Consider the following 23,182-nt stretch of genomic DNA (forward strand, 5'->3'; position numbering starts at 1 on the left):
TTTTGACTTTTTATAAACGTTTGTAGAATAAAAGTACTATTTTTGCCATATTTTATTTATTTGCAAAATAAGCAAGCAAAGATTCCTTGAAATATGGGTTTTCTGATTAGTACATGTATCAGCTAATCATCATAGTTTATTAATGAATAGAGAACATGACTAGAAAGGAGCATATGTATGTATAATCATTGCTGCAACAAAGTTTTACCTGCTGTTGTTCATCCCACAAAATGCTGTGTAAAACATACTTGTCAAAACTATATCGTTCCTGAAATCCATCCTTCTCATACCACAACAGTGAATCATGAGAATTTTGTGCATCAACATTATTTTCCGCATACTGAATCAGTTGTAAATGAGGTAACGAACCAACAAGTTGTCATGCCAGGACCTGGACCAGGCGGCCCCGGTTATGGGCCTAGACCGCGCCCAGGATTTGGACCAAGACCAAATTTCCCCTATTAATATGATGAAACGAGGACATTAGCTCCTCGTTTTTTTGCTGTAAAAAATAAGTATTCCAAACAACATCAGAAAAAAATTTAGAGTTTATTTCTTGCAAAATTGACAAAACAGCATTATTTTGAAAGAATAATGATAAGGTAGTGTGAATTTTAAGGTGGTGTTTTGGATGTTAGCAGATCGGCTGAAATTAACTGCCAAGGACATTTTGGAAAAAGAATTTAAATCAAAGTTTCGCGGGTATAAACAAGATGAAGTAGATCAATTTCTAGATTTAATTATCAAGGATTATGAAGCGATGCATCAAATAGTGGAAGAATTGCAACAGGAAAATGTTAGGTTGAAAAAACAAGTAGAAGATCAATCACGGCGGCAGCCACCCGTGCAACCAGCTGGAACGACAAATTTCGATATTTTGAAACGTCTTTCCAATTTGGAAAAACATGTTTTTGGAAGTAAGCTTGACGAACACTAGATCATTTCCCGTTTTTTCCACTTGCAAGTGAATGAAAAAAATTATACAATAGTATCTTGGGCGTGCTTCATAACATCTGGGTAATTGCTGTTATTTATAGCAGAGGAAAGTCCATGCTCGCACGGTGCTGAGATGCCCGTAGTGATCACGCCTAGCGAAACAATAAGCTAGGGCAGTTAGGTTTTACTTACTTGACTGACGGCAGGGAAAACACCTACGTTATTTTTTATAATAGGGTGTGACTACCTTTAAAGTGCCACAGTGACGGAGCTTTGCTGGAAACGGCAAAGGTGGAACGAGGTAAACCCCGTGAGCGAGAAACCCAAATTTTGGTAGGGGAACTTTTTCTGAGGAACTGAACGAAGAAAAAGGCAAGATCAACTTGCAGATAGATGATTACCACCGGAGTACGAGGTCTGCCTATGACCATTTGTAGTACGATGGTACAGAACATGGCTTATAAGATGTTATGATAGGCTCTCACCTTCAAGTAGGTGAGGGTTTTTCCATGTTTACCTTTTTTGACAGCATAAAATCTTACCTGCTGAATATACTGATACATATGAATAGCAGGGAGTGATAGTTTATGACAGGAAAACTGAAAGAGTTTGAAACGATTTCAAAAGCCATTCAGGCGACTTATCAAGCACTTTATTCGGAAGGGCCGTGTCCACAACCAGCAATGGAAAGCTTGAAGGAAGCAGAGGAGAGTCTGAATAAAGCGATTGACTATACATTATCCCATAGACGTATGATAGGAAATTAAGGATGAAGATCTGAAAAACTACATAAAGGAGCTGTCCTAGTAAGCTAAGTACTTATAGGACAGCTCCTTTTGCTTCTAATTTAGAGTGCAGGTGTTTTTTGGATCACTTCTGCAAATCCTTTTGCTTCTGCCATGAACTGGTTAAATTCCTCGATATCCATCTGTTGAGCAGAATCGGATAACGCGACTGCCGGGTCCGGATGAACCTCAGCCATCACGGCATCTGCACCAATTGCTAAGGCCGCTTTTGCTGCTGGAAGTAATAAATCTTTTCTTCCTGTTGAATGGGTCACATCCACTAATACAGGCAGATGTGTTTCTTTTTTAAGGACGGGTACAGCCGAAATATCTAGTGTATTGCGTGTTGCCTTCTCATAGGTTCTAATTCCTCTTTCGCATAGCATAATATTGCTATTTCCTTGCGAAATGATGTACTCTGCTGCATACATGAATTCTTCAATGGTGGCAGCTAATCCACGTTTTAATAAAACGGGTTTCTGAACAGAGCCAACTAATTTTAATAATTCGAAGTTCTGCATATTCCGTGCACCAATTTGAATAACATCCACATAATCCAAGGCAGATTCAACATCTCTCGTATCTAAAATTTCACTTATTACCGCCATTCCTTCTTCATCGGCGACACGGCGTAAAATTTTTAACCCTTCAAGGCCAAGACCTTGGAAATCATAAGGAGAGGTCCGTGGCTTATAAGCTCCGCCTCGCATTAATGTTAAACCTTGTTTTTTCATCGCTTGCGCAACAAGCTGTACTTGCTCATAGCTTTCCACCGCACAAGGTCCCATAATGAAATGCTGGGTTCCATTGCCGATCTTTATATCTTTCACAGTGACAACGGTATTTTCAGGCTTTTTCTTTCGAGAAATAAGTAAAGACTTTCGATTGTCATCCTCTTGCAGTTCAAGGCTTGCTTTTAAAATTTGTTTGAAAATATGTTGAAGAGTCGATGTTTCGAATGGTCCTTTATTATGGGCAGCAACTAAATCAAGTACTTTTCGTTCTTGAACTGGATCAAAACGTTTTACACCTTGTACTTCTTTTAATTTCCCAATTTCTTGGGCAATTTCTCCGCGCTCATTTAATAATTTCATAATTTCAATTGTTTTTTCTTCAATTTTTGCGCGTAATTCTTCTAATTCTGACATCCTAAGCCCTCCTTGTTTGTTTTTAAAACGAATATTTTCTTCAACACTTCAACGCTGTGAAGCGTGTGTGAATTTAATTTGTTGATAGCTCAATACCATAGACTGAAACATTGAAAAAGTCAATAGGTTTCCAAGAAAAATTTTGCAGGTAGTGTGATTTCAATTGTATGTGAAAAAACCAATATTGACAAATACAAAATTATTGAATGCGCTACCATCTATTTTCTTTTAGAATACTATGAAATTTTTCTTTACAAAGCAACGACAATGTGATAAAAATTAAATTTAACAATACTAAAAGAGTGTGTTCAAAAAGGAGGATAAAAAGGACCAAGAAGTTCGAGGCGGCTTAGCTTTGAGCAGCGGAACGTATGCAGTTAATACGTGAGCAGCGGAAAAGCAAGCCAACGAAGAAATTCGAAGTGTCATTTTTACCGGACTTTTTGAACATCCTCTAAAAAAGCAAAGACGGGGCATAGTAGCTTCATGAAATATTGTAGTAACAGAGAACTGATGGGTGGTGCAAATCAGTACAATCATGAATGTGAAATACTCTCCAGAGCTTCTTTTTTGAACATTTGAATTGTCAAATTAGTAAAAAAAGACGGTAACAGCCGTTATTTATAAGAGAGGCGGACGGTTTGTCCGCAATTAGGGTGGTACCGCGTAATAAAACGCCCCTGCTTCGGCAGGGGCGTTATTTGTTTATATACATTTAAGGAGGAATGGAAATGAGATACTTAACAGCAGGGGAATCCCATGGACCACAACTAACAACGATCTTGGAAGGTGTGCCAGCTGGTCTGGAATTGACCTCAGATAAGATCAATAAGGAATTGGCGAGAAGGCAAAAAGGATATGGTCGTGGACGGAGAATGCAAATCGAAAAGGATCAAATCCAAATTACAAGCGGAGTCCGTCATGGGTATACGATTGGCGCTCCGATCGCATTAGTGGTGCAAAATAATGATTTTAAGCATTGGCAAAAAATCATGGGGGCAGAACCGATTAGTTCGGAAGAACAAGAAGAGGTAAAAAGAAAAATTACCCGTCCACGTCCAGGTCATGCGGATTTAAACGGTGCGATTAAATATGGGCATCGTGATATGAGAAATGTGCTTGAGCGTTCTTCTGCAAGGGAAACTACGGTGAGAGTCGCAGCCGCTGCTGTTGCCAAAACGATTCTTTCTGAGGTTGGGGTTAAAGTTGGCGGACATGTGTTAGAAATTGGCGGAATTAAAGCACAAAAGCGTGATTATGCCTCCATTGAAGAACTTCAAGATAAATCAGAAGCTTCTCCTGTCCGCTGCCTTGATGAGGAAGCTGCAGAAAAAATGATGCGCGCGATCGATGAGGCGAAAAAACAAGGGGATTCGATTGGCGGAATTGTTGAGGTCATTGTGGAAGGCATGCCGATTGGCGTCGGCAGCCATGTCCAATATGATAGAAAATTAGAAGCAAAATTAGCGGCCGCGATTATGAGTATTAATGCCTTCAAAGGAGTAGAAGTGGGAATTGGCTTTGAAGCTGCCCGCAGGCCTGGAAGTCAGGTTCATGATGAAATCCAGTGGACAAAGGAACAAGGCTATACTCGGAGAACGAATAATGCTGGTGGATTTGAAGGTGGGATGACAACAGGCATGCCGATTGTCATCAGAGGAGTGATGAAGCCTATTCCAACTTTATATAAACCACTGGAAAGTGTGGATATTGACACGAAGGAACCTTTTAAAGCGAGCATTGAGCGTTCTGACAGTTGTGCCGTTCCTGCAGCCAGCGTCGTCGCTGAAGCGGTCATTGCTTGGGAATTAGCAGCGGCCTTATTAGAGCAATTCGGTCATGATCGAATGGACGCATTAAAAGATGCGATTGAAAGGCATCGTCAATATTCGAAAGAATTTTAATAAAGGTGGGAAAAATATGAATGTAAAACCGCAGCTTGCTACTTTAAAAGCTTATACACCCGGAAAAACAACGGATGAAGTTAAAAAAGAATATCAATTGGAAAAGATTGTGAAATTGGCTTCGAATGAAAATCCCTATGGCTGCTCCCCGCATGTTTTAAAAGCGATTAGTAAGACTGAAACTTTGGCGATATATCCTGATGGAGCTGCTGTCAAACTAAAAGAGGCTGTCGCAGAACATCTTGGTGTCGATCCGGCTCAGCTTATTTTTTCTAGTGGGTTGGATGAATTAATCCAAATTATTAGTAGAGCGATGTTAGTTCCTGAATCTAATACGGTTATGGCCAGCGAAACGTTCTCACAATATCGTCATCATGCCATTATCGAAAATGCCGAGGTTCGGGAAATACCATTAAGAGATGGCCGGCATGACTTAACTAAAATGGCAGCAGCAATTGATGAAAATACGAAAATTGTTTGGATTTGTAATCCTAATAATCCAACTGGAACCTATGTAACGAAGGAAGAGCTCGTTCGATTTTTAAATACTGTCCCAAAAGATGTGCTTGTTGTCATGGATGAAGCTTATTACGAATATGTAACGGCAAATGATTATCCACAAACGATTTCCTTACTGGATCAATATAATCATTTGCTGATTATGAGAACTTTTTCGAAGGCTTATGGTTTAGCCGGAATTCGCATCGGCTATGGCATTGCCGCACCAACGCTTATCAACAAGCTCGATGTCGTTCGTTTACCATTTAATACATCAACTCTCGCTCAAACCGCAGCGATTGCGGCCTTGGAAGACCCAGAGTTTATTGAAGAATGTATGATCATCAATACGAATGAATTAGAGAAGTATTATCGATTTTTTGACCAACAACAAATGGCTTATTATCGATCGCAAGCGAATTTTATTTTTATTCCATTAACAAAGTCCTCAATTGAGGAAATGTTTCAGCAATTGTTGGAAAGAGGGTGGATCGTAAGGAAATTTCCACAAGGGATTCGGATTACAATCGGAACGGAACAAGAAAATGAAGAATTATTGAAAATTTTAAAGGAAGTTATTCCTATTAAACAATAGATTGGATAAGGCTGTGTAGATATGGAAGGAAGAAAGATCGTTTTATTAATTGGTGTTGGTTTAATCGGGGGCTCTGTTGCGCTGGCCATTAAGAAGGAACATGATGCTTGTGTAATCGGCTATGATGTCAGTTCCAATAATTGCAAGCTTGCCCAAAAATTAAATATTATTGATGGCTACACAGAGGGATATGAGGAAGTCGCCGTGAAGGCCGATTTGATTATACTTGCTTGTCCTGTTGAAATGGCAGAAGGCTGGCTTGAGCAATTAGCGAAGCTGCCTCTAAAAGAAGATGTCCTTATTACCGATGTGGGCAGTACAAAGCAACGGATTATGGAAAAAGCTGAAAGGCTTTTTGGTCAGGCAAAAGCTTATATTGGCGGACATCCAATGGCGGGTTCCCATAAAGTTGGCCCCGGAAGTGCAAGGGCTCATTTATTCGAGAACGCCTATTATATTTTAACACCTTCTCAACATGCCAATGGGAAGGTGGAAAGATTAAAGGAATGGCTTAAAGGTACGAATGCCCATTTTATGATTATGGATCCAAAACAGCATGATTTGGTGACAGGCATTGTGAGTCATTTTCCGCATATTGTCGCAGCAAGCTTAGTACGGCAAGTGGAAGGGCATGCGGTTCGAGATCATCATGTTCATTTCCTTGCGGCAGGCGGATTTCGCGATATTACTCGAATTGCTTCAAGCAGTCCTGTCATGTGGCGGGATATTGTTCAACATAATCAACCGATTCTTCTCTCTCTGCTAGAAGAATGGATGAATGAGATGGAAGAAGTCAAGCAATTGATCGAGAAAGGGGACGATAAGCAGCTATTTGATTATTTTGATGGAGCTAAGAAATTTAGGGATTCCTTACCTGTGCATGCAAAAGGAGCAATTTCAGCTTTTTACGATTTATATGTAGATGTTTTGGATAAACCGGGTGTGATTTCAGATATTACAACGATTCTTGCGAAAAAGTCGATAAGTATTACAAATATTCGCATTATTGAAGCCCGTGAGGATGTATATGGTGTGTTAAGGATTAGTTTCCAAACGAAAAAAGATATGGAATTTGCTAAGATCTCTTTAGAAGAAGTGGGATATGAAACTTATATTAGTATGTAAGGGGTGAAGAACATGAATACAGTAAAAACGAAAATCGTTCCGTTAAGAGGAACGATAAAAGTACCGGGAGATAAATCCATCTCCCATCGCTCAATTATGCTTGGATCTGTGGCTAAGGGAAAAACGATTGTTCATGGTCTTCTGACTGGGGATGATTGTCTTCATACCATTGAATGCTTTAGGCAAATGGGGGTTCACATCGATCGTGACGGGGAATATGTCGAAATTGAGGGGAAGGGTATAGAAGCTTTAACAGAACCTAGCAATGTATTAGATGTTGGAAACTCAGGGACAACGATTCGCCTAATGTTAGGGATCTTATCCAGCCTACCGTTTCATACCGTTATATTAGGCGATCAATCGATTGCCAAAAGACCGATGGACCGGGTGGTCAATCCTTTGAGGGCAATGGGCGCAAAGATAGATGGCCGCCGTGGTGGTAAGTCAGCTCCGCTTTCTGTGAGGGGCGGAGCATTAACTGGAATCCATTATGTCTCCCCTGTTGCAAGTGCGCAAATAAAATCAGCCATTCTATTTGCGGGACTATTTGCAGAGGGCGAGACAAGTGTATTAGAGCCTGAAGCATCACGTGACCATACGGAACGCATGATTCAGGCTTTTGGTGGGAATGTCGAGGTCAATGGCTTGAAAAGAACCATTCATGGAAAACAACAGTTAGAAGGAACAACAATCACTGTACCTGGTGATATTTCTTCAGCCGCTTTTTTTCTTGTGGCGGGATCGATTATTCCTGGCAGTAGGATTACCATTCAAAATGTCGGTGTTAATCCTACTAGAAGTGGAATCTTAGATACTCTGAGGGAAATGGGGGCAGATATTGCCATCGACCACCTCCAAGATCAGGTAATGGAACCCTATGCCGATATTACAGTTACAGCTTCTTCATTAAAGGCTGTTACGATAGGAGGAGAAATCATCCCAAGACTGATCGATGAAATTCCCATCCTTGCCCTAGCTGCTACACAGGCAGAAGGAACGACCATCATTAAAGATGCCGCAGAATTAAAAGTAAAAGAAACGAATCGAATTGATACTGTTGTGGAAGAATTAAAGAAAATGGGTGCAAATATTGAAGCAACGGAAGACGGGATGAAAATACATGGCAGATCGGCTTTACATGGAGCTCATGTAAGCAGCCATGGAGACCATCGGATTGGGATGATGTTGGCAATTGCAAGTTGTCTTACACAGGAAAAAGTTGAAATTCAAGATAAAGAAGCCATTACGGTCTCCTACCCTGGTTTTTTTCAACAGCTCAATAGTTTGAGATAACATTCGATAGGTGCCCCGTACAAAAAGGAGAAGTGCAGGATGCCCCGTATTATTTCGATTGGAACAGCAGTCCCGGAATTTGCTATTCATCAAGAAGAGGCGATGGAACTCGCTAGACATTTATTTTCTGGCTCGATGAAAGATATTGATCGTCTATTAAAGGTTTTTCGAAATGGTGAAATTCAAAAACGGTATTTTGTGAAGCCGTTAGATTGGTATATGGAATCCCATTCTTTTTCTGAAAAAAATGCTATTTTTATTGAGGCGGCGGTGGAACTTTGTATAACCGCTATTCAAAAATGTGTAACAAATTCCACCCTCGAAGCTGACATTGCCTATGAAGAAATTGATGCGATCTTCCTTATCAATACAACGGGGCTCTCCACACCTAGCCTAGATGCAAGGATCATCAATCAATTGCCTTTTTCTGCTCACACGAAAAGGATCCCGATTTGGGGGGTAGGCTGTGGAGGTGGGGCTAGCGGGCTTTCGCGTGCATACGAATATTGCCTTGCCTACCCAGATGCAAAAGTCTTGGTCGTAGGAGTAGAATTATGCAGCCTTACTTTCCAGCTAAATGATTTGAGCAAAAGTAACTTAATCGGAACTTCGCTTTTTTCAGATGGTGCCGCCGCTGTTCTTATTGGTGGAGAAGAGCTGCCATATGATCAGTTGGTTCATCGAAGCCTGCCAACCATTTTACACACACAATCGACTCTTATGAAGGATTCACTTGATGTGATGGGCTGGCAATTTAAGGATGAAGGGTTTTATGTCGTCTTCTCCAAGGATATTCCTACCCTTGTCAAGAATTGGCTTCAACCAGTTATGCTGCAATTTCTTGAACAAAACAATCTGGAAGAATCTGAAATCGCTCATTTCATTGCCCATCCAGGGGGGAAAAAGGTGATTTTGGCTTATGAAGAAGCACTGAATTTACCGCCTGAGAAAACAAATCAGTCTCTCGAGATCTTGCAGGAATATGGAAATATGTCCTCTGTGACCGTTTTTTTCGTACTTGAACGATTTCTCGAGCAATCTATCTCCTTTGGAGACTACGGTGTAATTGCCGCATTAGGACCTGGCTTTAGTTCTGAATTGTTATTGCTGAGGTGGGAGTAAAGATGTTTTTCTTGGCGCTTATTTCTTTCATTGCGGTTCAAAGATTATTCGAACTATACATAGCTCGAAAAAACGAAAAATGGATGTTACAAAAGGGTGGAATGGAATACGGTCAAGAACATTATCCCTATATGGTGATGATGCATATTTCCTTTTTTATTTCCTTGTTGGTTGAGGTAACCTTAACTGACCAAGGTCAAGCACGTTTATGGCCGGTCTTTCTAGTGGTCTTTGTATTGCTCCAAATGGCACGTATTTGGGTCATTTCCACGCTAGGAAAACATTGGAATACAAAGATTATCGTCTTACCAGGTGCGGATATCATCAAGAAGGGGCCCTTTCAATATGTGAAACATCCGAACTATATGATCGTGACATTGGAATTATTGGTGGTTCCCCTTATGTTTCATGCCTATATCACAGCGATCATCTTTTTTTTATTAAACCAATGGATACTATCGATTCGAATCGCGGTAGAGGAGGAGGCACTCCGACAAAACATGAATGTTGAAAGATCATAAGACCAGATGCCGAGTTAAGCTTGGAATCCGGTCTTATTTTTGATCGCTTTTCATGATAAAATAGAAATGAACTTTAACACTTAGCTTGATTCTGATTGTAAAAATAGAAATGAAGTAATAGAGGAGTTTGCTTAGTTTATGGATAAAGTTGTATTGTCTTCAAGCCAGGAGCAATCGCTTCATCAGGCGTTAATCTTATTGAATCGTTTCCAGGAACATGGAGACAAGGACCGGGTTGTGAAAGCACGTCAACTCATTAAAAAATTAGTTCAGAATGAATGTGTGATTGCGTTTAGTGGTCATTTTTCAGTCGGTAAATCGTCGATGATTAATCATTTAATTGGAGCACAAATTTTGCCGTCAAGCCCTATTCCGACCAGTGCAAACCTAGTAAAGGTCCACATGGCCGAAACAGATTTTGCAAAGGTGTTTCGGCGGCATGCCCCCCCTTTACTGTTCAATGCTCCATACGATTTTGCAATGATTCAGGATTATTGCACAAAAGGAGAGATTACCGAGGTTGAAATCGGCAGGAAGGATGTAAAACTTCCTGCTGCAATGACAATTCTGGATACGCCTGGCATTGATTCCACGGATGAGGCACATCGTCTTTCTACTGAATCGGCTTTGCATATGGCCGATGCCGTTTTTTATGTTATGGATTATAATCATGTTCAATCTGAACTTAATTTTATCTATACGAAAAATTTACTGCGTCATGGGGTAAGATTGTATCTTATTATTAATCAAATCGATAAACATCAATCAACAGAATTATCTTTTTTGGCCTATAAACAGTCTGTTATCGATTCTTTTTCCGATTGGGGAGTGAAGCCAGCAGGGATATTTTTCACGACATTAAAGGCACGGGAACACCCGGAAAATGAAATAGAAACAGTGAAGATGATAATCCAAGATCGTTTCGCGTATCCGGATGAATGGCGGGCCACTTCTATACAGGCTTCATTTAAGCAAATGATCGAGGAGCATGAGCATTGGTTGAATGAGTTGCTCCAACAAGAATCGGTTTTATTACATGAAGAAATCTTGAAATACAATAAAGGTGAGAAAAAGGATCCTTTGGAGGAAGTAGAATTTTTTAAACAGCAAAAAAACACACTGCTACACTTGTTAGAAGAACAAGCAAATGAATATGCAACTGAATCTGAGAAAATATTAAAAAATGCTTACTTAATGCCTTATGAAACAAGGGAGCTTGCAGAACAATTTTTGCAGTCTAGGCAGCCTGATTTCAAGATGGGCCTGTTCTTTAGTAAAAAGAAGACAGAGGAAGAGCGAAAAAAACGCTTAGACATGTTTGCGGCTCATTTAGAAAAACAAGTGGAATCACAAATCGTCTGGCATCTGCGCGAATTAGCTAGCTCTCTTCTTCAAGCAAATGGGCTCGATCAGAGTGAGTGGCAACGGAAAGCCCAATCTATACGAGTCGACTGGCCTGTATCCCTTTTAGAAGAGACGATCAATAAAGGTGCTGGTGTAAATGGACAATATGTATTGCATTATTGTGAGGAAGTGGCTGAACGTATAAAGCGACTGGCGAAAAGGGAATGGGATCAATTTAAAACCCCAATACTTAAGATTAAACAGCAAAAAATCAATCGCACCATCGCAGAATTGGACGAAAAATTAACAGCGAGTATAGAGGCAGCAAATGCAAAGCAAGAACTTCTGCGTCTGGAAGAAAAATATGAGCAAATGAAGCGAGAGATTACCGTACCTGCTGGGAGAGAGGAAGAAACCCTTCAAGGTCTGCGTGAACAATGGAGAGAGGAAGCGGCTCATGTTATTGTTTATAAAGGAAAAAGTGGCCAAGAGGAGAAAAAGCTTAAACCAATTTCCGTAGAAAGGCCTTCCTCTGAAAAGGGTTCAACTCAGTTAGAAACAAGTAAAGCGGATCAAGTGATTCAAACATTAGAACGAGCGATCCAACTTTTTGAAAGGGATCCATATTTTGAGAGAATCACCGAACAATTAAAAGATAAAGTAACAACAGTAAAAGAACGAAATTATATGATCGCTTTATTTGGTGCTTTTAGTGCGGGAAAATCTTCCTTGGCAAATGCTTTGTTAGGTGAAGCGATTCTCCCTGTCTCACCGAATCCTACGACTGCGTCGATTAACCGAATCTGTCCACCATCAAAAGATCATCCACATGGTACAGCGCTTGTTCATTTAAAGAATGAAGCTGATCTATTGGCGGATGTTGAAAAGGCTTTTTCTTATTTTGGCGAGTCCTGCCCAACACTAGCAGCTGCCTTTCAGAAAATCCCCTCCCTATTCACTTCGGATAATGGGGAGGAGAAGGCGAAATTCCATCTTTCCTTTTTAACTGCTTTTAGAAAAGGATATCCGAAACATCATTCTCTTTTAGGGAAATCGTTTATAACGGATAGTGAGAATTTCCGCCAATATGTGGGGGATGAGGTCCAATCCTGTTTTGTTGAATCGATTGATTTATTTTATGATTGTTCATTGACTAGACAAGGAATTACGCTCGTTGACACACCTGGGGCTGATTCGATCAATGCGAGACACACAGGCGTTGCTTTTGACTATATAAAAAATGCGGATGCGATTCTGTTTGTCACCTATTATAATCATGCTTTTTCAAAAGCAGACAGAGAATTTTTAATCCAGTTAGGTCGAGTAAAGGATAGCTTTGAATTAGATAAAATGTTTTTTATCGTCAATGCGATTGATCTAGCTGCTTCACAAACGGAAGCAGAAGAAGTACTCCATTATGTTGGAGAGGAGCTTCAAAAAAACGGCATTCGTTTTCCGAAATTATTTGGTGTTTCTAGCAAATTGGCTCTTCAGAAGGGGCAAAGAGAAGTTTCCAATATGGATCACTTCCAATCAGAATTTGATTCGTTTCTCCGTCATGACTTAACAAAAATGACCGTACAGTCCGCAAAAGCGGAATACAATCGAGCATTAAGATTTCTCGATCAATTGATTGCATCGGCGAATGAGGATCAAATTGCGAAGGATGCCCGGCGTGCGGAATGGCAGCAATCCAAGGCGGAAATGCTAGCTGTTTTATCTGGCGCCAACCCCGAAATTCTGTCTAAGCAGTTAGCTCAAGAAGCAAAGGAATTACTCTATTATGTCAAGCAAAGGGTGTTCTACCGTTTTTCGCATTTTTTTAAAGAAGCCTTCAATCCAGCTGCTTTGAAAAAGAATGATCGCTCTCTTCTCAAAAAATGTTTGCAGGAACTTTTAGAGGCTGTTGGTTATGATTTTTCCCAAGAATTACGGGTTACTTCTTTAAGATTAGAGCAATATACACAAAAGTCGCTCAAACGTTATTATGCAAGTTTGGAAAAAGAGCTGCAATCGATCAAAACAGATATTGCGTTTTCACAAATCGAATGGTCATCTTCTCCAACACCTGAATTTACCTCCGCTTTTGTTGAGAATGACCGCCAACCGTTCGAGAATCAGTTTAAGTATTTTCGCAATCCAAAAGCTTTTTTTGAGCTTAATGAGAAGAAAAAGATGGAAGCAGCCTTTTTAACGATTCTTTCCCCTTTAGCGGATGAGTATTTACAGCAGGAGTTCAAGCGGATCACTGATTTCTACGAGCATTATCTCGTAGAAGAATACGCTAAATTGATCGATCATGTTAGAATAGATGTGAATGAGCAGTTTGAGGCATGGTTTCAAGCGTTAGGGGACCGCGAAAATCTTGCAGAATGGTTAAAGATGCAGGCGCTCCTTTCAACAAAAAACGAGGGGGATTTGTAATGAAGTCGATTAAATCCGTTCAATGGCTATTTGAAAGATTGGATTCTACATTTTTACGTGTCATCGATTGTCGTTTTTCTTTAAAGGATTCATCCTACGGCATAAAGGCGTTTCAGGAAAATCATATACCAGGAGCGGTATTTTTTGATCTTGAACAGGATTTATCAGGACCCGTACAAACACATGGTGGCAGGCATCCCTTACCAGATTTGCAGGTTTTGATTGGTAAACTGGAGAACAACGGGATTGGCAATGACGAAATTGTGGTGATCTATGATGATGGAGAAGGTTGTTTTGCCGCCCGTTGCTGGTGGTTACTTACCTATTTAGGACATGAACATGTTTTTATCCTTGATGGGGGATTAGCAGCTTGGAAAGATCATAGGTATCCTTTAACAAGGGAAGCAACGAATAAGAAGAAGGCTGTGTTTATTCCTTCGATAAAAACAGATATGCTGGCTTCTTATGAAGAAGTCAAACAAAGAAGTCAAGATCGAAAGGCGATATTGATTGATTCCCGGGCAAAAGAGCGTTATTTAGGTCTAGTCGAACCGCTTGACCGGATCGCCGGTCATATTCCCAATGCCCTTCATTATGACTGGACTGATGGCTTGGAGCAAGGACATTGGAAATCGGTGGAGTCCCAAAAACACCGATTCTCTAAATTAAATGCGGATGATGAGGTGATTGTTTATTGTGGATCTGGTGTGAGCGCAACACCGAATGTCTTAACTTTACTAGAGAGTGGGTTTGAAAAAGTAAAGCTTTATGCCGGTAGTTATTCAGATTGGATTTCCTATCCGGAAAATCCAGTGGAAACAGGGGAATAAGCTTTTAAGTGCGTGTTCAAAAAGGAGGATAAAAAGGACCAAGAAGTTCGAGGAGGCGTAGTTTTGAGCAACGGAATGTATGCTTTTAAATACATGAGCACAAGGAAAGCTTCCCCGAATCCGCATCGCACGAAGGAAAAGTGTTTTTCTTTTCCGAGGAGCGGAGAAACAAGCCAACGAAGAAATTCGCTTATGTCTTTTTACCGGACTTTTTGAACATCCTCTTTAAGTATAAAAGATGCCCTAGGACTGGAACATATATACGACCCTGTCTATCATGTATGATATAATGATTATTAATTATGGTGAAAAAGGGGTTCAAACAGTTGAAACAACATTTGTTATTAGTTGATGGAATGGCTTTATTATTTCGTGCTTTTTTTGCAACAGCGGTTCAGAAAAATTTTATGACAAATAGTCAAGGGATTCCCACAAATGCTGTGCAAGGTTATTTGAAGCATTTGTTTACAGCATGCGAAAAAACTCAGCCAACCCACATTGCGATTTGCTGGGATATGGGTAGTACCACATTTCGAAATGAAATGTATACAAATTATAAGGCAAACCGGCAAACACCACCTGTTGAAATGATTCCACAATTTGAACTTGCAAAAGATGTCACAACGGCTATAGGGATCCCCAATCTTGGTGTAAAAGGGTATGAAGCAGATGATTGTATTGGAACAGTTTGCCGGCAATTAAAAGGAGATAAAGATCTTTTCTTAACAGTCCTTACAGGCGATCGAGATTTGCTTCAAATTGTAGATGATCAAGTGACCGTTTTATTACTGCAAAAAGGGATTGGGAATTATCGTGATTACACGAAAGAAGCTTATATCGAAGAATTTCAATTAGAGCCAAGGCAGCTAATTGATGTGAAGGCATTGATGGGAGATCCAAGTGATGGTTATCCTGGTGTGAAAGGAATCGGTGAAAAAACGGCCTTCAACCTGATGAGAAATTATCAAAGCATTGAAGGCTTATTTGCGAATCTTGATCATCTTACTCCGACTATACGTAAAAAATTAGAACAAGATGAGGAGATGCTCCATCTTTCCAGAAAGCTTGCCACAATCCATTGCCAAGTACCGTTGGAATTTTATTTAGATACGTCTAAATGGCAATTTAATGAAGCTGAAATTATGCCTGTAATCGAACAATATGAATTGAAAAGTGTAAGAAATATGGTATTGAAACGGAACAAATCAACGCAAACAAGCTTGATGCTTTAATTGGGGTAAGATACATTGATTAGGAGAGAGAATCAGTTAGGAAATTACTTACTTCGATTAAAGAGAAGAGGTTTTAGGTTTGGGGAAGATGTGATTTCTTTTATTTATTTTGGAAAGCAATCGACAGGTTCCTCTGACTATTTAGTGTCATTATCGATTGAATTAACACTTAAATGTCAAAAGCATTTTGATCCAAGCTTTTATTTATCCGTACTGGAAAGATTGCAAGCCCATCAGGTCACGACGAAAAAACAGGCTTATGAACTGGCTGATCAATTAGGATTACTGCAGGTCCAAGGAAAATGACCTTTGGACCTTATTTATTTAAGCGGATGGCTTTTTTTGCTAATAGATCAGCTTGTTTATTTTCCTTGGAAGGCACCCACTTAATAAAAAACAAATCAAAATTTCCTATCATGGCCAAGATCTGGTTCAAGAGTGGTCGATATTTTTCATTGCGCACAAATTGCTTTTCAACGGCCTGAACAACCGCAGAGGAATCCGATTTAATCGAAATAATTGATCCACCCAATTCATCACAAATCTCTAACGCTTTTAATAGAGCATGGAACTCGGCCTCGTGATTGTCCATTTCTCCAAGCGGAAAAGAGAACGTTTGCGTTTTACCATCCTGTTTGATAAAAATACCAGCTCCAGAAACCCCTGGATTGCCAGCGCTTGCTCCATCAATATATACCTCTAACAAAACGATATCACTCCTAGCGATTAAATTTATGAAAGAACGGGAACGATTTTAATAGGAAGAATTTGCGGAACAGGAATGTTGTTACCATGAAAATAAAGATAAAGTTTATTTATAAGGTCTCATCCATGATGGCTATCCCGATGGAATCCGCTTGGTTTGAGCAACAATTTTCCGAGCAGCTACTAAAGGATTTACAAAAGACGGGAAGAGCACAGGATATTATCATTATGGACGAAATGGAAAGAGAATGGAATCAAAAACAATTTGTGAAATTGCAAAGAAAAATGGAAGAAGAGCCGTCTGATCCAGTTGTTTTCTTTGACGGCGGTTATGACAGGGCATCAAAAAAAGCGGGAATCGGCATAGTGATCTATTATAAAAAAGGAAATAGGTTCTACCGGGATCGAGTAAATGTCCTTTTAGAGGAACTGGAAAATAATAATGAAGCCGAATACGCAGCGCTTTTTAATGCTCTTTTAGTACTTGAAGAAATCGGATGTAAGAATCTACCTGTTCTTTTTAAAGGAGATGCACAGGGAGTGATTAAGCAGCTTCAAGGTGAGTGGCCTTGTTATGAAGAAATTCTCAATAGATGGCTTGATCGGATAGAAGATAAGATCAAAGCCATGGGATTAAAAGCGAGATATGAGGTGATCCCAAGAAATAAAAATAAAGAGGCGGATATGTTGGCTAGTCAAGCATTGGCCTGTACGAGCATTCGTAGTCATACGGAAATAGATTCTAGACAGCTGAAGGGTTGATGAAATGCAGCGTAGGGATATACTAAAGGAAATGGATTATGTTATGGAGACATATTGTGAAGATTGTTTTTTAAGGCATCATTTTAGGAGAACATACGGAAAAACTTATGCTCATCGATTTTGTATACAGCATTGTACAGTAGGAGAAAATTTAAAAAAGATCGGGCAAACTCTTTCAAATTATTATTAGACGAATTTTTTTATAAATAAAAGGCTGGAGATGAACCCCAGCCTTTGAATTTATATGTTATGATAATTTAACCACATTAGCTGCTTGAGGTCCACGATTTCCTTCTACGATTTCAAAAGAAACTTCTTCGCCTTCCTCTAATGATTTGAAGCCTTCACCTTGGATTGCAGTGAAGTGTACAAAAATATCTTCTCCACCTTCAACTTCAATAAAACCGTAGCCTTTTTCATTGTTAAACCATTTTACTTTACCGTTTTGCATGTACCTTTTTCCTCCTAGACTTCAGCACCTATGTGCTTTGAAAAAATATTATCATCAAAAAAATATACGAAAACCATATTAAATTAGATGATGCCTATACTATACACCATTCTTATAAGCATAGTCAAGGATTCTACAAAAAAATAACCCATTTATCGCAGTGTCATTGTTGTTTCGTTAACTCCGAATACTTGTTTATAATACCGCATTATAGTACACTTTTATTGAATGAATGGAGATAGGAGGAATTTGATTGCCAACTCCCAGTATGGAAGATTATATAGAGCAAATTTTTTTATTAATTGAGAATAAAGGTTATGCGCGTGTATCGGATATAGCGGAGGCATTGGAAGTGCACCCATCATCTGTAACCAAAATGGTTCAGAAGCTTGATCGAGATAATTATTTAGTCTATGAAAAGTATCGTGGACTAATTTTAACACCTAAAGGAAAGAAGATTGGAAAGCGTCTAGTCGAACGACATGATTTATTGGAGGACTTCTTAAGAATCATTGGGGTAAAAGAAGAAAATATTTACCATGATGTTGAGGGGATTGAACATCATTTAAGTTGGAACTCAATCGATAGAATCGGGGATTTAGTTCAATATTTTGAAAAAAACCCTGATTATGTAAAAGCGTTGAGAATTCTTCAAAAAGATAATGAGCAATCCACCGACAAAGAACCAATCTAACCGGTTCTTTTTTCGTTTTATCCCGAAAGCTATTTGTTTAGAATGGGTGAGGATATGAATATTTTTTCAGCAGAAAATATAACTAAGATCTATGGAGAAAAACGTTTATTTGAAGACATTACATTTCATATTGAAGAAAACGAAAAAATTGGGATTATCGGGATAAATGGTACCGGGAAATCAAGCCTTTTAAAGTTAATTGCAGGACAGGATGAACCTGATTCAGGTTTTTTTGACCATCCAAAGGGCTATACCATTGCCTATTTACCACAAGATCCCCCATTTGATGGGGCGTTAACTGTCTTAGACCAAATATTTCAGAGTAAAGCTCCTGAAATTCAATTGATGAATGCGTATGAACACACCCTTATACAATTGGAAAAAGAACCTCAAGATTTACAATTGCAAAATAAATTAATGGACTTACAGAAACGAATGGATGCCGAAAATGGTTGGACTGCCAGTACAAATGCTAAAACGATTTTAATGCGCCTTGGGATCGAAGATTTAACTCAACAGATGGCCGCTTTATCAGGAGGTCAGAAAAAACGCGTCGCTTTGGCACAAGTATTAATTGAACATCCCGATTTATTATTATTAGATGAACCTACCAATCATCTAGATTATGAGTCGATTATTTGGTTGGAATCGTATTTGAAAAATTTCCCGAATGCTGTCATGACTGTCACACATGATCGTTATTTTTTAGATCAAATGGCGACACGAATTCTGGAAATTGATCAAGGTCATTTGTATTCCTATACGGGTAATTACGCATCTTTCCTTGAAGCTAAGGCGATTAGGGAAGAACAAGAAGCCCAAGCAGTTGGGAAATTGAAGAATTTGTATAGACAAGAGCTTGCCTGGATGAAACGGGGAGCAAAGGCAAGATCTACGAAACAAAAGGCTAGAATTCAACGTTTTGACAAGCTCGAAAATGAGTTGGAAAAGTCAAGGAAGAAAGAGGACCTTAACCTCTTAACGGAAAGTAGGAGGTTGGGAAAACAAGTTTTTGAGTTAAAAAACGCTAGTAAGGCATTTGCAGAAAAAATCGTTTTACGAGATTTTCAGCTGATCGTTAATCGCAATGACCGGATCGGGATCGTGGGCATAAATGGGAGCGGTAAATCGACTTTATTGAATATTCTCTCTGGGAAAGTTTCTCTCGATCAAGGTGAATTAATTGTGGGCCAAACCGTGAAATGGGCCTATTATACCCAAGAAAATGAACGAATTTCCGAGGATAAACGAATGATTGCTTACATCCGTGAAGAAGGAGAAACAGTAGAAACGAAAAATGGAGAAATGATCTCGGCTGCCCAAATGCTTGAAAGATTTCTTTTTCCTCCCCATACCCATGGCACATGGATTAGCCGCTTATCAGGGGGAGAAAGACGACGTTTATTTTTACTTAAATTGTTAATGAGTAAACCGAATGTGCTGCTTCTGGATGAGCCCACGAATGATCTTGATACAGAAACATTGACAGTGCTTGAAAATTATATAGAAGATTTCCCAGGGGTTGTCATATCTGTTTCCCATGATCGTTATTTTCTTGATAAAACGGCGAATCAATTGCTTATTTTCCAAGGAAACGGAAAAATTGATACATTTTTCGGGACATACTCCGATTATCTGCTAAACATTCGGAATCGTAGTCAAGTGGGGAAAAACAAACATACCTACGAAAAACAAACGGTGGGACGAACTAGGAAAGAAGCAAAAAAAGAAGCAAAAAAGAAAATGACTTATAAAGAAAAAATGGAATGGGAAACAATTGAAGAAAAAATAACGGGAATCGAATTACAACTAGAACAAATGCAGTCTGAATTAAATGAAGTCGGCAGTGATTATGAAAAAGCTGAAGACCTGTCCAAGCAAATAGATGAAACCAACAAACTTTTGGAAGAGTTGATTGCTCGCTGGACCTATCTCTCTGATCTAGCTGAATAGATAAGGTGATTGTTAGAGGATGTTCAAAAAGTAAGGATCCTCCTTTTTGGATACGCACTGTTAGAGAGTGTGCAATGAATATGATACAATGGCTTTGAAAAATCCATTACTAGAATAACAATACCTTCTGAAAGGGGGAAGTTTGTTGAATATTATATCCATCGAACCAACACCCAGTCCGAACACAATGAAAATTAATTTAGATGAGGAATTACCAGCCGGCAAAAGTAATAATTATAAGAAGGAACAAGCAAATGGAGCTCCACCTGCGATTAAAAAGATATTAGAAATTGAGGGTGTAAAAGGTGTTTACCATGTAGCTGATTTTCTAGCGGTAGAGCGAAATGGAAAATATAGCTGGGAAGAAGTTTTGCCACAGGTTAGGGAAGCTTTCGGAGAAAAAAATACGGAGACATCGACTCAAATGGAAGAAGTGGATGAACATTTTGGTGAAGTGAATGTCCAAGTCCAAACGTTTAAAGAGATTCCTCTTCAGATCAAATTAGTAACATCTGATGAAGAGAAACGTTTCGGCTTACCGGAACGATTTTTAGAGGCAATGAAGGCAACGCAAAAAGATGACGATAATTATATTATGTTAAGAAGATGGAAGGATATGGGCGTACGTTACGGTGATTTAGACCAATTGGGTGAGCAAATTGCGGAGGAACTGAATGCAGCTTATCCGGAAGAACGATTAAAATCTTTGATCGACCGCGCTCATCGCCCCACTACAGAGTTACCAAAAAGGACATTGATTAAGCTAACACCTGAAATGTTAGAGGATCCAGACTGGCGAAAAAGGTTCCAGCTTTTAGAACAGATGGAAGACCCAACGATAGAAGATCTTCCTGTTTTGGAAAAAGCATTATTGGATGAGAAATCATCCATTCGACGTCTCGCCGTGGTTTATTTGGGTATGATTGAAGATAAACGGGTTTTACCTCTTCTATATAAAGGATTACAAGATAAAACCGTACCCGTTAGAAGGACGGCAGGGGATTGCTTATCTGATCTAGGATTTCCTGAAGCCATGCATGAGGCGGCTAAGGCATTAACAGATAAAAGTCGAATTGTTCGCTGGAGAGCCGCAATGTTTTTATATGAGGTTGGAGACGAAACCGTTCTTCCCGCTTTAAAAGCAGCTGCAGATGATCCGGAATTTGAGGTGCAATTACAAATTAAAATGGCGATTGAACGGATCGAAGGCGGGGAAGCGGCAAAAGGATCGATATGGAAACAAATGACCGAAGCAAGAAAAAATAAATGATCGGAGTGAATGAAGATGTCCATGGCTTATGAAGAATATATGAAACAAATTGTGCAACCAATGCGGGAGGAATTAACAAACGCTGATTTTAAGGAGTTATTATCAGAAGAGGATGTTGTGAGCTTCATGGAAAATGTTGAAGGAACAACTTTAGTTGTCATTAATTCCGTCTGTGGTTGTGCAGCCGGCCTTGCAAGACCGGCCGCCATCCAAGCAGTGACAGCTAGCACAAACAGTCCTGATCATCTTGTGACCGTCTTTGCGGGACAAGACCGCGAGGCAACAATGAAAATGCGGGAATATCTAAAGGACTACGAACCATCCTCCCCTTCGATGGCTTTGTTTAAAGGGAAAGAAGTGATTCACTTTATCGGCAGGGAAGACATCGAAGATCATGATGTTGAAACAATTGCTCAAAACCTTTTAGATGCATTCAACCGTATTTAAAAAGAGAAACAAATAGAGCTGTCTCAACTTATGGGACAGCTCACTATTATGTTTACTTTGAAGCTAAGGAATCGCGATCAGCCGCTTTGGGCGGTTGCTCCATCCAACCCTGATCAATCATAATATTGCCCCCGTCCTCGACATATAGGAAAATATCCTTTAAAATCTTTGTATACATTGTCATTAAATCTCGTCTGCCGTTCAGAGAGATGGCATTTCCATAAGATCTTATTTTCACGGAGAACATATCGATTTTATGGTATAGCATTAATTTATCTGAAAAAGGTGAGATGGTAGAGGTCGTAACTAAGTGATCCAAAAGTGAAGGGGATGGTAAATTTTCCTTATTCAGTTGCTGAGAACAATCTTCTAAATGTTTGGCGGTGATCTCCTTTCCTCTTATAAAGAATTTTCGGATTTGATCGCTTTCTGCTACTTGACTAAAAGCTATTAATAAGGCTCTACTTGTTATATTGCTGTCTATAGTATCGTAAAGATGGGTGATTTCTAAAGCATGTGGAGGCCTAATGTGACCAAAAAAACCATTTAAGTAATGTTGCTTTTTGATAAAATCAACTTTTTCCGGTATCGGGATTAAAGGAGGCTTGGTAGAAAAACTTTTGGCCTTCATTAATTCATTTACCTTTGTGATTAGTTGTATATTTTGATGAAGCGCATAAATAAAAAAATCTCTAACATCTTCTCTTAACATTAAAGGTAAGGCAATCGAATAAATGCTAAACCCCGCTTTTCCTGTATATCTAAGGTAATGTAAATAAAACTCGTCTGAAAATAATCTTGGTGCGTCGAAGTTAACATCTTCTTCTGTAAGCCCAACAGGTAAAGGAATGTTTTCCTGAATAAATATTTCTTTTATTTTTTCTAAAAGTGATTGAGATGTATTTAGAGCAAATTCTAGTACTTTTTTTATGTCTTTATCGTCAATATGTTGAAGATAATAACTAAGAACACGTTCGCCTAAAGAATTTCCCATGTACGCGACCCAAAGTTTTCCGATATCAGCAGATGTTAACTTTTCATGAAGATTCTTTGTCATTTTAGTTTTACTCTCTCCTCTTTAAGCCGATTTTCTGTTAGTTTTAGCATGTAAATATAATTTATTCTCTCCAGGTTCATTCTTCG

23 protein-coding genes, 1 other RNA gene and 1 other annotated feature are annotated in these 23,182 nt (G+C 39.3%); of the genes, 20 read left to right on the forward strand and 4 right to left on the reverse strand.

The features are described from left to right. The first annotated feature begins 177 nt into the window (after positions 1-177). The 4 genes from MUB24_RS00950 to MUB24_RS00965 all read left to right on the forward strand — a co-directional run bounded on the left by MUB24_RS00950 (position 178) and on the right by MUB24_RS00965 (position 1,703). Positions 178-465, forward strand: coding sequence for a CotD family spore coat protein (locus MUB24_RS00950; protein ID WP_244699980.1), 288 nt, complete (start codon positions 178-180; stop codon positions 463-465). A gap of 166 nt (positions 466-631) precedes the next feature. Beyond that, a complete protein-coding gene (gene gpsB, locus MUB24_RS00955; protein WP_244699983.1) occupies positions 632-937 on the forward strand; it encodes a cell division regulator GpsB in 306 nt (101 codons plus the stop codon). 72 nt (positions 938-1,009) lie between these two features. Next, positions 1,010-1,402: RNase P RNA component class B (gene rnpB, locus MUB24_RS00960), an RNA gene on the forward strand. Positions 1,403-1,523: 121 nt separating this feature from the next. Further along, positions 1,524-1,703, forward strand: coding sequence for a hypothetical protein (locus MUB24_RS00965; protein ID WP_244699986.1), 180 nt, complete (start codon positions 1,524-1,526; stop codon positions 1,701-1,703). An 80-nt stretch (positions 1,704-1,783) separates the two neighbouring features. Here MUB24_RS00965 and MUB24_RS00970 read toward each other — a convergent pair whose 3' ends face one another. Next, positions 1,784-2,869, reverse strand: coding sequence for a bifunctional 3-deoxy-7-phosphoheptulonate synthase/chorismate mutase (locus tag MUB24_RS00970; RefSeq protein ID WP_244699989.1), 1,086 nt, complete (start codon positions 2,867-2,869; stop codon positions 1,784-1,786). A gap of 456 nt (positions 2,870-3,325) precedes the next feature. Continuing rightward, positions 3,326-3,554, forward strand: a binding site (T-box leader). Positions 3,555-3,600: 46 nt separating this feature from the next. Between MUB24_RS00970 and aroC the strand changes: the two genes are divergently transcribed. From aroC to MUB24_RS01020, 10 genes are all read left to right on the forward strand, one after another. Further along, positions 3,601-4,773 carry a chorismate synthase gene (gene aroC, locus MUB24_RS00975; protein WP_244699992.1) on the forward strand — a complete coding sequence of 391 codons (1,173 nt, stop codon included), beginning with the start codon at positions 3,601-3,603 and terminating at the stop codon, positions 4,771-4,773. A 16-nt stretch (positions 4,774-4,789) separates the two neighbouring features. Beyond that, positions 4,790-5,866, forward strand: a complete 1,077-nt coding sequence (gene hisC, locus MUB24_RS00980; protein ID WP_244699995.1) for a histidinol-phosphate transaminase — start codon at positions 4,790-4,792, stop codon at positions 5,864-5,866. Positions 5,867-5,887: 21 nt separating this feature from the next. Beyond that, positions 5,888-6,991 carry a prephenate dehydrogenase gene (locus tag MUB24_RS00985; RefSeq protein WP_244699998.1) on the forward strand — a complete coding sequence of 368 codons (1,104 nt, stop codon included), beginning with the start codon at positions 5,888-5,890 and terminating at the stop codon, positions 6,989-6,991. Between the two features lie 12 nt (positions 6,992-7,003). After that, positions 7,004-8,284, forward strand: coding sequence for a 3-phosphoshikimate 1-carboxyvinyltransferase (aroA, locus tag MUB24_RS00990; RefSeq protein WP_244700001.1), 1,281 nt, complete (start codon positions 7,004-7,006; stop codon positions 8,282-8,284). Positions 8,285-8,323: 39 nt separating this feature from the next. Then, positions 8,324-9,406, forward strand: a complete 1,083-nt coding sequence (locus MUB24_RS00995; protein ID WP_244700004.1) for a type III polyketide synthase — start codon at positions 8,324-8,326, stop codon at positions 9,404-9,406. Between the two features lie 2 nt (positions 9,407-9,408). Then, the gene (locus MUB24_RS01000; RefSeq protein WP_244700006.1) at positions 9,409-9,927 is read left to right on the forward strand and encodes an isoprenylcysteine carboxyl methyltransferase family protein; all 519 of its coding nucleotides are present in this window, start codon (positions 9,409-9,411) and stop codon (positions 9,925-9,927) included. A gap of 138 nt (positions 9,928-10,065) precedes the next feature. Beyond that, complete coding sequence (locus MUB24_RS01005; protein WP_244700008.1) at positions 10,066-13,695, forward strand: dynamin family protein; 3,630 nt, start codon at positions 10,066-10,068, stop codon at positions 13,693-13,695. Further along, complete coding sequence (locus MUB24_RS01010; RefSeq protein ID WP_244700010.1) at positions 13,695-14,525, forward strand: sulfurtransferase; 831 nt, start codon at positions 13,695-13,697, stop codon at positions 14,523-14,525. Before MUB24_RS01005 ends, MUB24_RS01010 begins: the two co-directional genes overlap by 1 nt. A 326-nt stretch (positions 14,526-14,851) precedes the next feature. Continuing rightward, positions 14,852-15,757, forward strand: a complete 906-nt coding sequence (locus MUB24_RS01015; RefSeq protein WP_280516819.1) for a 5'-3' exonuclease — start codon at positions 14,852-14,854, stop codon at positions 15,755-15,757. Between the two features lie 15 nt (positions 15,758-15,772). After that, on the forward strand, positions 15,773-16,063 hold the full coding sequence (locus MUB24_RS01020) for a DUF6123 family protein (RefSeq protein ID WP_244700012.1): 291 nt from the start codon (positions 15,773-15,775) through the stop codon (positions 16,061-16,063). A gap of 10 nt (positions 16,064-16,073) precedes the next feature. Here MUB24_RS01020 and MUB24_RS01025 read toward each other — a convergent pair whose 3' ends face one another. Beyond that, the gene (locus MUB24_RS01025) at positions 16,074-16,463 is read right to left on the reverse strand and encodes a reverse transcriptase-like protein (protein WP_244700014.1); all 390 of its coding nucleotides are present in this window, start codon (positions 16,461-16,463) and stop codon (positions 16,074-16,076) included. A gap of 86 nt (positions 16,464-16,549) precedes the next feature. On the opposite strand from MUB24_RS01025, the gene MUB24_RS01030 reads away from it, so the two are divergent. Beyond that, a complete protein-coding gene (locus MUB24_RS01030; protein WP_244700015.1) occupies positions 16,550-17,224 on the forward strand; it encodes a reverse transcriptase-like protein in 675 nt (224 codons plus the stop codon). A 4-nt stretch (positions 17,225-17,228) separates the two neighbouring features. Beyond that, the gene (locus tag MUB24_RS01035; RefSeq protein WP_244700017.1) at positions 17,229-17,414 is read left to right on the forward strand and encodes a zinc-finger domain-containing protein; all 186 of its coding nucleotides are present in this window, start codon (positions 17,229-17,231) and stop codon (positions 17,412-17,414) included. A 57-nt stretch (positions 17,415-17,471) separates the two neighbouring features. On the opposite strand, the gene cspD is transcribed toward MUB24_RS01035, so the two are convergent. After that, positions 17,472-17,675, reverse strand: a complete 204-nt coding sequence (gene cspD, locus MUB24_RS01040; protein WP_057988184.1) for a cold-shock protein CspD — start codon at positions 17,673-17,675, stop codon at positions 17,472-17,474. 253 nt (positions 17,676-17,928) lie between these two features. On the opposite strand from cspD, the gene mntR reads away from it, so the two are divergent. From mntR to MUB24_RS01060, 4 genes are all read left to right on the forward strand, one after another. Continuing rightward, positions 17,929-18,369, forward strand: coding sequence for a transcriptional regulator MntR (gene mntR, locus MUB24_RS01045; RefSeq protein ID WP_244700020.1), 441 nt, complete (start codon positions 17,929-17,931; stop codon positions 18,367-18,369). Positions 18,370-18,423: 54 nt separating this feature from the next. Beyond that, the gene (locus tag MUB24_RS01050) at positions 18,424-20,322 is read left to right on the forward strand and encodes an ABC-F family ATP-binding cassette domain-containing protein (RefSeq protein WP_244700023.1); all 1,899 of its coding nucleotides are present in this window, start codon (positions 18,424-18,426) and stop codon (positions 20,320-20,322) included. A gap of 145 nt (positions 20,323-20,467) precedes the next feature. Then, entirely contained in the window at positions 20,468-21,592 is a 1,125-nt protein-coding gene (locus MUB24_RS01055; protein WP_244700026.1) for a conserved virulence factor C family protein, read from the forward strand. Between the two features lie 15 nt (positions 21,593-21,607). Further along, on the forward strand, positions 21,608-22,039 hold the full coding sequence (locus tag MUB24_RS01060; protein ID WP_244700029.1) for a BrxA/BrxB family bacilliredoxin: 432 nt from the start codon (positions 21,608-21,610) through the stop codon (positions 22,037-22,039). Positions 22,040-22,091: 52 nt separating this feature from the next. Here MUB24_RS01060 and MUB24_RS01065 read toward each other — a convergent pair whose 3' ends face one another. Then, positions 22,092-23,096, reverse strand: a complete 1,005-nt coding sequence (locus MUB24_RS01065; protein WP_244700031.1) for a DUF3231 family protein — start codon at positions 23,094-23,096, stop codon at positions 22,092-22,094. Between the last annotated feature and the right edge of the window lie 86 nt (positions 23,097-23,182).

The sequence above is a fragment of the Lederbergia sp. NSJ-179 genome, from assembly GCF_022867885.1.
In the GTDB taxonomy this organism is placed as follows: Bacteria; Bacillota; Bacilli; order Bacillales; family Bacillaceae_C; genus Lederbergia.

Excerpts from the sequence above, each read along its gene's own strand:
- MUB24_RS00950 (WP_244699980.1), top strand. The coding sequence starts at position 178 with ATGTATAATCATTGCTGCAACAAAGTTTTACCTGCTGTTGTTCATCCC.
- gpsB (WP_244699983.1), top strand. The coding sequence starts at position 632 with ATGTTAGCAGATCGGCTGAAATTAACTGCCAAGGACATTTTGGAAAAA.
- MUB24_RS00965 (WP_244699986.1), top strand. The coding sequence starts at position 1,524 with ATGACAGGAAAACTGAAAGAGTTTGAAACGATTTCAAAAGCCATTCAG.
- MUB24_RS00970 (WP_244699989.1), bottom strand. The coding sequence starts at position 2,869 with ATGTCAGAATTAGAAGAATTACGCGCAAAAATTGAAGAAAAAACAATT.
- aroC (WP_244699992.1), top strand. The coding sequence starts at position 3,601 with ATGAGATACTTAACAGCAGGGGAATCCCATGGACCACAACTAACAACG.
- hisC (WP_244699995.1), top strand. The coding sequence starts at position 4,790 with ATGAATGTAAAACCGCAGCTTGCTACTTTAAAAGCTTATACACCCGGA.
- MUB24_RS00985 (WP_244699998.1), top strand. The coding sequence starts at position 5,888 with ATGGAAGGAAGAAAGATCGTTTTATTAATTGGTGTTGGTTTAATCGGG.
- aroA (WP_244700001.1), top strand. The coding sequence starts at position 7,004 with ATGAATACAGTAAAAACGAAAATCGTTCCGTTAAGAGGAACGATAAAA.
- MUB24_RS00995 (WP_244700004.1), top strand. The coding sequence starts at position 8,324 with ATGCCCCGTATTATTTCGATTGGAACAGCAGTCCCGGAATTTGCTATT.
- MUB24_RS01000 (WP_244700006.1), top strand. The coding sequence starts at position 9,409 with ATGTTTTTCTTGGCGCTTATTTCTTTCATTGCGGTTCAAAGATTATTC.
- MUB24_RS01005 (WP_244700008.1), top strand. The coding sequence starts at position 10,066 with ATGGATAAAGTTGTATTGTCTTCAAGCCAGGAGCAATCGCTTCATCAG.
- MUB24_RS01010 (WP_244700010.1), top strand. The coding sequence starts at position 13,695 with ATGAAGTCGATTAAATCCGTTCAATGGCTATTTGAAAGATTGGATTCT.
- MUB24_RS01030 (WP_244700015.1), top strand. The coding sequence starts at position 16,550 with ATGAAAATAAAGATAAAGTTTATTTATAAGGTCTCATCCATGATGGCT.
- MUB24_RS01035 (WP_244700017.1), top strand. The coding sequence starts at position 17,229 with ATGCAGCGTAGGGATATACTAAAGGAAATGGATTATGTTATGGAGACA.
- cspD (WP_057988184.1), bottom strand. The coding sequence starts at position 17,675 with ATGCAAAACGGTAAAGTAAAATGGTTTAACAATGAAAAAGGCTACGGT.
- MUB24_RS01050 (WP_244700023.1), top strand. The coding sequence starts at position 18,424 with ATGAATATTTTTTCAGCAGAAAATATAACTAAGATCTATGGAGAAAAA.
- MUB24_RS01060 (WP_244700029.1), top strand. The coding sequence starts at position 21,608 with ATGTCCATGGCTTATGAAGAATATATGAAACAAATTGTGCAACCAATG.
- MUB24_RS01065 (WP_244700031.1), bottom strand. The coding sequence starts at position 23,096 with ATGACAAAGAATCTTCATGAAAAGTTAACATCTGCTGATATCGGAAAA.